Annotated in this window: 10 protein-coding genes and 1 tRNA gene; 4 read left to right on the forward strand and 7 right to left on the reverse strand. The window is 61.3% G+C overall.

Going from position 1 to position 8,014, the window contains the following annotated elements; translation table 11 throughout:
- The coding region (locus BLR85_RS26930; protein ID WP_139188579.1) for a helix-turn-helix domain-containing protein at positions 1-264 on the reverse strand (264 nt) is incomplete at its 3' end.
- A gap of 150 nt (positions 265-414) precedes the next feature.
- Positions 415-1,533, reverse strand: coding sequence for an alanine dehydrogenase (gene ald / locus BLR85_RS26935; RefSeq protein WP_093164664.1), 1,119 nt, complete (start codon positions 1,531-1,533; stop codon positions 415-417).
- Positions 1,534-1,671: 138 nt separating this feature from the next.
- Here ald and BLR85_RS26940 point away from each other — a divergent pair, with 138 nt between their 5' ends.
- Positions 1,672-2,130, forward strand: a complete 459-nt coding sequence (locus BLR85_RS26940) for an Lrp/AsnC family transcriptional regulator (RefSeq protein WP_093164667.1) — start codon at positions 1,672-1,674, stop codon at positions 2,128-2,130.
- 72 nt (positions 2,131-2,202) lie between these two features.
- Complete coding sequence (locus BLR85_RS26945) at positions 2,203-3,474, forward strand: anaerobic sulfatase maturase (RefSeq protein WP_244520898.1); 1,272 nt, start codon at positions 2,203-2,205, stop codon at positions 3,472-3,474.
- Between the two features lie 265 nt (positions 3,475-3,739).
- Here BLR85_RS26945 and ykgO read toward each other — a convergent pair whose 3' ends face one another.
- Both ykgO and BLR85_RS26955 read right to left on the reverse strand, forming a co-directional pair.
- Positions 3,740-3,865 (reverse strand): type B 50S ribosomal protein L36, encoded by a 126-nt coding sequence (ykgO, locus tag BLR85_RS26950; protein ID WP_005850168.1) that lies wholly within the window; start codon positions 3,863-3,865, stop codon positions 3,740-3,742.
- A 79-nt stretch (positions 3,866-3,944) separates the two neighbouring features.
- A tRNA-Val gene (locus BLR85_RS26955) sits at positions 3,945-4,019 on the reverse strand.
- Positions 4,020-4,173: 154 nt separating this feature from the next.
- On the opposite strand from BLR85_RS26955, the gene BLR85_RS26960 reads away from it, so the two are divergent.
- Complete coding sequence (locus tag BLR85_RS26960) at positions 4,174-5,037, forward strand: N-formylglutamate amidohydrolase (protein ID WP_093164670.1); 864 nt, start codon at positions 4,174-4,176, stop codon at positions 5,035-5,037.
- Between the two features lie 3 nt (positions 5,038-5,040).
- Here the strand turns inward: BLR85_RS26960 and BLR85_RS26965 are convergent, their stop codons facing one another.
- Together BLR85_RS26965 and BLR85_RS26970 are read right to left on the reverse strand one after the other, a co-directional pair.
- Positions 5,041-5,946, reverse strand: coding sequence for a DMT family transporter (locus BLR85_RS26965; RefSeq protein ID WP_093164673.1), 906 nt, complete (start codon positions 5,944-5,946; stop codon positions 5,041-5,043).
- A 46-nt stretch (positions 5,947-5,992) separates the two neighbouring features.
- Positions 5,993-6,595, reverse strand: coding sequence for a LysE/ArgO family amino acid transporter (locus BLR85_RS26970; protein WP_093164676.1), 603 nt, complete (start codon positions 6,593-6,595; stop codon positions 5,993-5,995).
- 262 nt (positions 6,596-6,857) lie between these two features.
- On the opposite strand from BLR85_RS26970, the gene BLR85_RS26975 reads away from it, so the two are divergent.
- A complete protein-coding gene (locus BLR85_RS26975) occupies positions 6,858-7,241 on the forward strand; it encodes a hypothetical protein (RefSeq protein WP_093164679.1) in 384 nt (127 codons plus the stop codon).
- 79 nt (positions 7,242-7,320) lie between these two features.
- On the opposite strand, the gene BLR85_RS28815 is transcribed toward BLR85_RS26975, so the two are convergent.
- Positions 7,321-7,602, reverse strand: coding sequence for a C-type lectin-like domain-containing protein (locus BLR85_RS28815; RefSeq protein WP_139188580.1), 282 nt, complete (start codon positions 7,600-7,602; stop codon positions 7,321-7,323).
- Positions 7,603-8,014 lie beyond the last annotated feature (412 nt).

The raw sequence follows: 8,014 nt of genomic DNA on the forward strand, positions 1-8,014 counted from the left end.
CGCTGCCAATTCGCCGAGTGTGATCTCTCCCTTGTCGGCGATGCGCGCCTCAATCCAGCCGGTCACGCCGGCCAGTTTGCGGTGACCACCTCCGTTACCTTGCGGTCGTGGTGTCAGTGATCCGGTTTCCCGCCGCAGCTTGATCAGATCGTTCACAAATCTCGGCGAAACCCGGAAGTGCCGCGCCGCCTCGCGGTGCCCGCGACCTTCATCGACAAAAGCGACGACGCGCTCGCGTAGCTCTATTGGATGTGGTTTGCCCATCTGAGACCCCTATATCTGCCTCAACAGAAGGGAATCACATCACAACCAATCTGGGAAGCCTGAATCAGATAGGCCGCGACACGCTCTAGAAAATGCGCGGCGCCTTCCCCCCGATTTCAGCGGGGGAAGGCGCCGCGACTGTTCCGGGGATCAGCCGGCGAGCGCTTCCGAAACCGGGGTGGTCTCGTAGCCGAGCGCTTCGGCAACGGCATCGCAGGTGATCTTGCCGTTCCAGACGTTGAGGCCATTGGCCAGATGCGCATCACGGCGCAGCGCGGCCTGCCAGCCCAGATCGGCAATCCGCAGCGCGTGGGGCAGGGTAACGTTGTTGAGCGCATAGGTCGAAGTGCGGGCAACCGCGCCCGGCATGTTGGCCACGCAGTAATGCACGATCCCGTCGACTTCATAGGTGGGCTCGGCATGGGTGGTGGCATGCGAGGTCTCGAAACAGCCGCCCTGGTCGATGGCGACATCGACAAGCACGGCGCCGGGCTTCATCAGGGCGAGATCGGCGCGCGTGACGAGCTTGGGGGCTGCGGCTCCCGGGATCAACACCGCACCGATCACCAGGTCGGCCTCGGCAATCATTTCGGCAATGCGGGTCTGGGTGGAATAGGCCGTCTTGGCGCGGCTCTCGAAATGGGTGGCAAGCCGTTCGAGCACGTCGGGGCTGCGATCGAGGATCGTCACGTCCGCGCCGAGCCCCACGGCCATCTGGGCCGCGTTGAAGCCGACCACGCCGCCACCGAGCACCACGACCTTGCCCGGTTGCACGCCCGGCACTCCGCCGAGCAGCACGCCGCGGCCGCCATGCGCCTTTTCGAGCGCCGTGGCGCCGGCCTGGATCGACATCCTGCCGGCAACCTGGCTCATCGGCTTCAGCAGCGGCAGCGTGCCCGTCGGGCTGGTCACGGTTTCATAGGCGATGGCCGTCACGCCGGAGGCGACGAGCGCCTTGGTCTGTTCCGGATCGGGTGCGAGGTGCAGGTAGGTATAGAGGATCTGGCCGGGCCGCAGCATGGCGCATTCGGCGGGCTGGGGTTCCTTGACCTTCACGATCATCTCGGCGGCTTCAAAGATCTCCGCAGCCGTGGCTCCGATCGTGGCGCCCGCGGTACGATAGGCCTCGTCATCGGCGCCGATCCCGATTCCGGCGCCCGTCTCGACCTGAACCGAGTGGCCACGCCCCACCAGTTCGGAGACAGACTCCGGCGTCAGGCCGACCCGGTATTCGTGATTCTTGATTTCCTTCGGTACACCGATGAGCATGGCAAACTCCCTATTGCCCTGAGCGCGATTGGAAGAAGTCTTACGCTAAATGCGCCGAGTTCGATTCTTTTATGTGTCTTTGTTCTGGCGCATAGTGAGAAAATTTCCGAAGATTGGAAAAAATAGAAGGATCACATCTTGGATCGTTTTGATGCCCATATTCTTCGCGAATTGCAGAAAGATTCGCATATCGCCGTGGCGGATCTGGCCGAGCGGATCGGGTTGTCCACGTCGGCCTGTCACCGGCGGGTCAAACTGCTGGAATCCAGCGGCATGATCGACGGCTATTCCGCCCGTGTGAACCCCAAGGCGCTGGGGCTGGACCTGGAGGTTTTCGTGGACATCACGCTGACCTCGCAGAGCCAGGAGGCTATGGATGCCTTCGAGAAGGCAGTGCAGCTTTACGACGAGATTCTGGAATGCGTTCTGACAACGGGCACGGCGGATTATATCCTGCGCATCGTGGCGCGGGACGTGGCCCATTACGACATGATCCACCGCCGCTGCCTTGCACGCCTGCCGGGCGTTTCGGGGATGCAGACGAGCTTCGCGCTGCGCTCGATCAAGTCCTGGCGCGGCTATCCCGTGCCGGGATGAACAGGACCTTCGGCTTGTGATTCTCCCTGTAGGATCCAATATGGAACTCTGACCGGTGGGAGGACCGACCCCGTGGACATCGACACATCCAGCGCTGCATCACGCAGTTTCCAGGTGATGACAAAGCCCATGGGGCCAAAATGCAATCTCGATTGCAAATACTGCTATTACCTTGAAAAAGAACGGTTCTACCCCGAGGAAAAGAAGTTCCACATGCCCGAAGAGGTCCTGGAGACCTATATCCGGGACTATATTGCCGCCCAGCACGCGGCGGGAGCGCAGGAGATCTGGTTCTCCTGGCAGGGTGGCGAACCGACGATGCTGGGCGTGGAGTATTTCCGGAAGATCGTGGAGCTGGAGCAGCAATATTGCCCGCCCGGCACCGTCATCCGCAACGCGCTTCAAACAAACGCGACCCTGGTCGACGAGGAATGGGCGGCGTTCTTCAAGCAGCATGACTTCCTGATCGGCGTCTCGATCGACGGGCCGAAAAAGATCCACGATCGCTATCGCTATTACCGCAACGGGAGCGGGTCCTTCGACAAGGTCATGGAGGGGATTCGAATCCTTCAGGCGCACGGGGTCGAAATCAACGCCCTCGTGGTGGTGCAGCGCGAGAACGCGCGCAAACCGAAGGAGGTCTACCGGTTCCTCAAGAAGGTGGGCTTCCGCCACATCCAGTTCATTCCAATTGTCGAGCGGGTCACCGAAGACGGCACGCTTGCCGGCCCGCCGCAAAGCGATAGCGAGATCGAGGCGCAGGTCTCGCGCTGGTCTGTCTTGCCGAAGGATTTCGGGAGTTTCCTCAATGCCGTCTTCGACGAATGGGTGCGCCACGATGTCGGCGAGGTGTTCATCCAGTTTTTCGAGATCCAGATCGGCCTCTGGCTCGGCCGCCCGGTCGGCCTATGCGTCTTTGCCGAGGAATGCGGTCAGGCGCTGGCGATGGAGCATAACGGCGACCTGTTCTCCTGTGATCATTATGTTTATCCCGAGTACCGGCTCGGCAATATCATGGAAGAGAAGATCGAGGCGCTGGTGGCCAAGCCGGAACAACAACGATTCGGCGAGGAAAAGCGCACGACCCTTCCGAAACAGTGCCAGGAATGCAAATTCCGCTTTGCCTGCAATGGCGGTTGCCCGAAGCATCGCCTGTTGTCGACATCGGATGGCGAGCCGGGCCTGAACTATTTCTGTGCATCCTACCTGAGCTTCTTTCACCATGCGGGGCCGTGGATTCGAGTGATGACGGATCTGAACAGGCGTGGCCGGATGGCGTCCGAGATCATGGAGATCGTGCGCCAGCGTTCCAGTCGCAAGCAAAGACGGGCCGGATTGCCCTGAGATGTGCGTTGACGGGCGCGCAATGGGGGCTTTGCCCCCGTGCTCTTGCGAGCACTCCCCCAGAATATTTGGAGAAAGAGGAAGCTGCCAGATGCCCGGGTTCTTCCGCTTTCTGAAAATATCCCCGCCGGAGGCACGATGCGCAGGATCGTTCCCGCGCGCGAACGGCCTCCACTCGAACGGTCAGCCTTTGTGTAATTGCGACGTCCGAAAACGAAAAAGGCCGCGAAAAACGCGGCCTCGTTCGAATGGATATGTCGCTGAATCAGCCCTGACGGGCCTTGAAGCGGCGCTGGGTCTTGTTGATGACGTATACGCGGCCTTTGCGGCGCACGACACGGCAATCCCGGTGCCGATTCTTCAGCGAGCGGAGCGAGTTGCGGACTTTCATAGTCTTCCCTTTCCTCAGTCGCCGGCGCGAGAACGGCGCCGATTGTTTCGCCAGCGGGCCGTCTCCGGCCCGAATTCAATGGTGGGCGGTACTGGGATCGAACCAGTGACCCCTACGATGTCAACGTAGTGCTCTACCGCTGAGCTAACCGCCCGTACCGTACCAAACCATCCTGTCGTCCTTATCCCGAAAGAAAAGAACGCGGTCGATTCCGCGTCGGTGGAGCGCGTATAAAAGGAACGCGCGCCGGGTTCAAGGGCTTTTGGCAAGAGAATTTATACCGCTATATGGGGGTTCAAGGAGACCCCATGCAAAACCCGCCTTTTCGCCTCGAACTGCCCCGGAGCCGGACCACTTCGGTGGTGTTTGCCTCGCCGCATAGCGGGCGTGACTATGGTCTGGATTTCCTGCGCCGCACGGTTCTGGACGAATTGGGGGTTCGGTCCTCCGAAGATGCTTTCGTGGACCGCCTGTTCGACACCGCGCCGGGGCTCGGCGCGCCGTTGCTTGCCGCCACGGTGCCGCGCGCCTTCGTGGACCTCAACCGCAGTGCCGACGAGCTTGATCCGGCGGTGATCCGCGGGATTCGTCCGCAGCCGCACAACCCGCGGATTTCGTCCGGCCTGGGGGTAATTCCACGCGTCGTGGCCGGCGGGCGGGTCATTTACCGTGGCAAGATCGAGCTGGAAGAGGCGGAGCAGAGGTTGGAGCGGTTCTGGCATCCCTATCATGCCGCCCTTCGACGGGTTCTGGAGGAAAGCCGGGCCGCCTTCGGCCAGGCCATCCTGATCGACTGCCATTCCATGCCGCATGAAGCCGTGCGCGTGGGCACGGGCAAGTCCTACAGACGGCCTCACGTTGTTCTCGGGGACCGTTTCGGGGCGGCCTGTTCGACCGAGGTCATGGACAAGGTGCAGGCGGCGTTCGAACGGGCGGGCCTGCGCGTGTCCCGGAACACCCCCTTTGCCGGCGCGTTCATCACCCAGCATTACGGCCGTCCGGAGATTGGGCAGCATGTCATTCAGGTGGAGATCGACAGGTCGCTCTACATGGATGAAGGCAGGATCGTTCCGAGCAAGGATTTCCCGGCCTTTCGCGGGATCCTGCGCGGGGTCATCGAGGAGATCACGGAGATCGGGCGCGCCTCGCCGAAATCGCTGGCGGCCGAATAGCGGTCAGCCCTGCGGGGGCACAGGCGGTGGCACGGCGGGCGCTGCCTTCAGCCGCATTTCGCGCCAGGCGATGAAGGAGACCGAGGCCATGATGAGGCAGCCGCCGAGCACGACCCATCCATCCACGGGCTCGTGAAAGACCACCCAGCCGAGCAGGCTCGCCCAGACGAGCTGGAGGAAGGTGACGGGTTGTGTGACCGCCATCGGGGCTGCCTGGAAGGCGAGGGTCATCGTGAAATGCCCCGCCGTTGCGAAACAGGCGACAAGGAACAGCCAGCCCAATTGCTGAAATGTCGGCTGCACCCAGTGGGCAAAGGCAAAGGGGGCGAGGAAAACTGTCACCATGATCGACATCATGGCCACCACGACCGTGGGGGAAACCTCGCCGGTCAAGCGCTTGGCAACCAGGTAGGCGCAGGCAAAACCGAGCGCGGAAAAGACCATGGCGATATGGCCAAGATCCAACTCGCGCATCCCGGGCCGCAGGATGACCAGCGCCCCGAGGAACGCCACGCCGATCGCCGCCATGCGCCTTGCGGCAAGTGGCTCGCCAAGGAAAAGCGCGGCCCCCAGCGTGACATAGATCGGGCTCATGTAGTTCATCGCCGTCACCTCGGCGATGGTGATCCGGGTCATGGCATAGAACCACATGATCACCGCGCCTGCCTGTGCCGCGCCGCGCAGGGTGAAGAGCGCAAGCGCCCGGCGGGACAGGCGCGTGCGCTTGAGCTCGGGCCACATCGGGATCAGGAAGACCAGCCCCAGCAGGTAGCGCAGGAAAGCCGACTCGGCGGGCGGGATGCCCGGCCCGAGATGCTTCACCGTCGCCTGCACACCAATGAAACAGAAACCGGTCATGACCATCCACAGGACGGCTTTCAACGGGCGCTGTTCGGGCAGGGTGCTCATGGCGGCGACCAGACATCATTCCGAATGCGGCCACAAGCCCATCCGCTCAGCCCAGGATAAGCCCGGCTGCGATGGACCACATGACGATACCGATCACCACATCCAGCACGCGCCACGAGAAGGGGCGGGCAAAGAGCGGTTGCAACAGGCGTGCGCCATAGCCGAGCGCGAAGAAGAACAGGAAGGAGGCTGTTATTGCGCCGGAGGCAAAGGCGGCTTGGCGGCCGGGAAACCCCGAGGAGATCGACCCGATCAGCCCGACCGTATCGAGATAGACATGCGGGTTCAGCCAGGTCAGCGCCAGCACCGTCGCCAGCACCTGCCGCAGGCTCCGAACGCCGTTTCTGCCGGCCTCCAGCGCCTCCCCACCCCGCCAGGCGTTGCGGAAACTGATTGCGCCATAGGCCAGCAGGAACGTCGCACCGCCCCAACGCATGACAGGGACAAGCCCTGGCAGCAGCTTGGAAAGGGACGTGAAGGCAAACACTCCGACCGAGATCAGGATCGCATCCGAGATCGCACAGGCCAGCACGACCGCCAGCACATGCTCCCGCTTCAGCCCCTGCCGCAGAACGAAGGCGTTCTGTGCGCCGATCGCGAGGATCAGGCTGAAACTCAACAGCAACCCCTGAGTGAATGCTTCCGTCATGCCGCCCGTCCAATCTGCGCCCGGACCGTCTAGACGCACGAAGCCCCGGCTGCAACGTCACAGGACCACCGTCTCCGCGGGATAGGCCGCACCACAGCAGCTCCCCGCCGTTGAGGGCTCGAGTGACGGCGGGTGACAGTTCATCTGCCTGCGTGATCGGGAAAAAGTTTCCATCAGATCAGGCTTCCATGGCACTCTGGATGGATTCCGGGCGCAGGACCACCTTTGGAACTGGCCGATTGATGTTGGATTGGGGCTGCATATGCTAGAGTTCGTTTCAATGCTTCAAGGAGAAATCGTCATCGCGGGCCAGGCGCTCAAGCTGTATTTTGACGCCAATCATCAGGAGCTTCAGGCGGCAGTACTCGCTCTGTTTGCGTTCGTGAACTCCGTGCGGATCGTGGCTTATGTCCCTCAGATCCTGAAAGCATCTCGCGACGACAACGGCGCGTCTGCGATTTCCTGCCTCACTTGGGGACTATTCTTGGCGTCGCATTTGACGACCATTCTGTACGCCGCCATATGCCTTGGGGACCTGATCATGGCAGCGATATTCATGGGAAACGCCTTCGCATGCATCGTCATCGTTGCCGTCACATTGTTGAGGCGGCGGGCGCATCGACGCGAACACAATCCGGCCGAATGACGTCTCTGATCCAAACCGGTTGTTCGATAAACTGCAGTATTGGTTCGCAGTCACTACCTTGCTTCGAGATTGCCGGTTCTCAATCAAATTCCACAATGAACGACTTGCCGATCAAATGCACATCATCCCAATGCATTACCGACGCGATATCTCGGCCCGTTCCAAAGAATGCTCCGAAATTTTGTCCGTTCCCCCGATGATCCGGGCGTCCACTGCTCCAATTCTGATATACAAGCGGTTCGCCCGTAACCCAGCCCCAGCCACCAGCGGGTTCTTGGCTGCCTGGAGCTTGCACAAGGCCGATTACCGGGCCACGCCAGTGGCCATTGGCGCCGCGCACAGCAAATCTTTTATCCTTCATGAATATATCCTGGACGAAGGCGTTTTCCGCCGCGCTGCCAATTGTCACTAGGCTCCAGACTTCGGTAACGGGGCGGGCTCTGTCAATGGGGATTGCCCACACATGCCCACACACGATCGTCCGACGCTCTCCTTTGAGCGCCGATCATCTGTATTTTTTGTCCGTTGTGGCGTTTCTCGCCAGCCCTTCTTTAACAGATCTCCCTCGGGTTCATGCTTCGGTCCGTGGTCGGCGCGATGGCCGCCAACATGATGCTGGTTCAGTGCGGTATCCGAATTGCCCATCTCATTGGCGTGCTCGACTGGAACGTCGGCGACGGTCCTGAACTCGGCATCTTCGGAACCGCGTCCCGATGGGGACCTCGAAGGGCTGGTTTCAATCAGCCATCAACGGCTCGTCGGTTGCCTTGCTC

It is taken from the genome of Aliiruegeria lutimaris (genome assembly GCF_900099935.1).
GTDB lineage: Bacteria > Pseudomonadota > Alphaproteobacteria > Rhodobacterales > Rhodobacteraceae > Tropicimonas > Tropicimonas lutimaris.

Coding starts and splice junctions, on each gene's coding strand:
- ykgO (WP_005850168.1), bottom strand. CDS start 3,865: ATGAAAGTCCGCAACTCGCTCCGCTCGCTGAAGAATCGGCACCGGGAT.
- BLR85_RS28815 (WP_139188580.1), bottom strand. CDS start 7,602: ATGAAGGATAAAAGATTTGCTGTGCGCGGCGCCAATGGCCACTGGCGT.
- BLR85_RS26970 (WP_093164676.1), bottom strand. CDS start 6,595: ATGACGGAAGCATTCACTCAGGGGTTGCTGTTGAGTTTCAGCCTGATC.
- BLR85_RS26965 (WP_093164673.1), bottom strand. CDS start 5,946: ATGAGCACCCTGCCCGAACAGCGCCCGTTGAAAGCCGTCCTGTGGATG.
- BLR85_RS26975 (WP_093164679.1), top strand. CDS start 6,858: ATGCTAGAGTTCGTTTCAATGCTTCAAGGAGAAATCGTCATCGCGGGC.
- BLR85_RS26960 (WP_093164670.1), top strand. CDS start 4,174: ATGCAAAACCCGCCTTTTCGCCTCGAACTGCCCCGGAGCCGGACCACT.
- ald (WP_093164664.1), bottom strand. CDS start 1,533: ATGCTCATCGGTGTACCGAAGGAAATCAAGAATCACGAATACCGGGTC.